This window comes from Streptomyces pseudogriseolus (genome assembly GCA_002154585.1).
Classification (GTDB): Bacteria; Actinomycetota; Actinomycetes; order Streptomycetales; family Streptomycetaceae; genus Streptomyces; species Streptomyces pseudogriseolus.
The window spans coordinates 1-2,111 of the sequence record MUNG01000261.1 but is presented as its reverse complement, the minus strand read 5'-3'; the positions used below and the strand labels follow the sequence as shown (position 1 = coordinate 2,111).

Below are 2,111 nucleotides of genomic sequence, written 5' to 3'. Positions count from 1 at the left end.
CCTGAGCGCGGGCTCACCGGCTGCCGTGGTGGGCCCTGGCCCTTCCCACCCTCGCCTTCGTGACCCTGCTCGCGCTCGTCCTCAACCCCTCCGACGCGCACGCGACCGCCGGTGAGCCCGCGCTCAGGCTCCTCGTCGAGCGGGCGCAGCAGCTCATAGCCCGCTGAACGCGCCGAGGCCCCGGTCAACTCCCTGCGCCCCGTGGCCTGTTTCATGCGAAGCTGGGTGCCATGAGCGTCGCAGAACCCCGCAGGATTGTCCTTTTCCGGCATGCGAAAGCCGACTGGCCTCCGGTGTCCGACCACGAGCGCCCCCTCGCCGAGCGAGGCCGCCTGGACGCCGCGGCCGCCGGCCGCAAGCTGGCCGACACCGGCGTCGCCTTCGACCTGGCCCTGTGCTCCACGGCGGTCCGCACCCGCGAGACCTGGAAGCTCGCGGTCCACGAGTTCCCGAAGCGGCCGAAGACCGTCTACGAGGAGCGGATCTACGAGGCCTCGCCCGGCGAGCTGATCGCCCTGCTCAACGAGACCCCCGACGACGCGCAGAACGTCCTGCTGGTCGGACACAACCCGGGCGTGCAGGGGCTGGCCGACATCCTGGCCGGCGCGTCCGAGGGCGACGCCCGCGAGCGGATGACGCGGCGCGGCTTCCCGGCCGCCGCCTTCGCGGTCCTGACCTTCACCGGCCCCTGGAAGTCCCTGGAGCCCGGCACCGGCACGCTGGCCGACTACTGGGCTCCCGCCGAGTGACCGCCGGCTGACCCGTCCGGCACGACAGGGGCCCGGTGGGGGCGGCTCAGTCGCCCGCGAGCGTGTCCGCCGCCTCGACCTCTTCCCGCGTGATGCCCAGCAGGTAGAGGACGGTGTCCAGGAAGGGGACGTTCACAGCCGTGTGGGCCGCCTCGCGCACCACCGGCTTGGCGTTGAAGGCGACACCGAGCCCGGCCGCGTTCAGCATGTCCAGGTCGTTCGCGCCGTCACCGATCGCCACCGTCTGCGACAGCGGCACACCTGCCTCGGCGGCGAACCGGCGCAGCAGCCGCGCCTTGCCCGCCCGGTCCACGATCTCGCCGGTCACCCGGCCGGTGAGCTTGCCGTCGACGATCTCCAGCGTGTTCGCCTGGGCGAAGTCCAGACCGAGGCGCTCCTTCAGGTCGTCGGTGACCTGGGTGAAGCCGCCCGACACCACCCCGACCTGGTAGCCGAGCCGCTTGAGCGTACGGATCAAGGTGCGGGCGCCCGGCGTCAGCCGCACCTCGCTGCGCACCTTGTCGATCACGGAGGCGTCCAGGCCTTCCAGCAGCGCCACGCGCGCGTGCAGCGACTGCTCGAAGTCCAGCTCCCCGCGCATCGCCGCCGCCGTCACCTCGGCGACCTGGTCCTCACAGCCGGCGTGCGCGGCGAAGAGCTCGATCACCTCGTCCTGGATGAGCGTGGAGTCCACGTCCATGACCACCAGGCGCTGCGCCCGGCGGTACAGCCCCGCCGCGACCACCGCGATGTCGACCCGGAACCGGGCCGCGTCCGTCACCAGCGCGGTGCGCAGCGGCTCCGTCTCCACGCCGGACACCGCGAACTCCACCGCCGTCACCGGGTACTTGGCGAGCCGGAAGATACGGTCGATGTTGCCGCCGGCCTTGGTGATCCGGGCGGCGACCGCCGCCGTCGCCTCGGAGGTGAGGGGGTGGCCCAGCACGGTCACCAGGGACCTGCCGAGACCGCGGGGGCGGTTGTCGCCCTTGCCGGAGATGATCTCCGCCTGCATCTTGATCGAGTCCGCCCAGCTGTGGACGGTGGCCCGCAGGTCCCCCTCCATCCCGGCCGGGGGGTGGGTCACGAGCGCGCAGAGCACGATGCGACCACGGGTGACGACCTGCTCGATGTCGACGACGTCGACGGAGTAGGCGGCGAGAGTGTCGAAGAGGCCGGCCGTGATGCCCGGCCGGTCCTTGCCGAAGATCTTGACCAGAAGGGTGGGAACGTCGGAGGTCTGCGATGCGCTCATGGTGCTCCCACCGTATCCGGCACCCAGTGCCCCGCGCCCCCGAGGTCCGCCACCCGGACAGCCTCACCGTCCCCCCGGCCCCCGGCCGTCCCTGTCTCTTATACACA

At 72.1% G+C, this 2,111-nt stretch carries 2 protein-coding genes; one reads left to right on the top strand and one right to left on the bottom strand.

Going from position 1 to position 2,111, the window contains the following annotated elements:
- The first annotated feature begins 230 nt into the window (after positions 1–230).
- The gene (locus tag CCN29_RS22415) at positions 231–749 is read left to right on the top strand and encodes a SixA phosphatase family protein (RefSeq protein WP_006132618.1); all 519 of its coding nucleotides are present in this window, start codon (positions 231–233) and stop codon (positions 747–749) included.
- Between the two features lie 46 nt (positions 750–795).
- Here CCN29_RS22415 and serB read toward each other — a convergent pair whose 3' ends face one another.
- Entirely contained in the window at positions 796–2,004 is a 1,209-nt protein-coding gene (gene serB, locus CCN29_RS22410) for a phosphoserine phosphatase SerB (protein ID WP_006132617.1), read from the bottom strand.
- Positions 2,005–2,111 lie beyond the last annotated feature (107 nt).

Coding starts and splice junctions, on each gene's coding strand:
- serB (WP_006132617.1), bottom strand. CDS start 2,004: ATGAGCGCATCGCAGACCTCCGACGTTCCCACCCTTCTGGTCAAGATC.
- CCN29_RS22415 (WP_006132618.1), top strand. CDS start 231: ATGAGCGTCGCAGAACCCCGCAGGATTGTCCTTTTCCGGCATGCGAAA.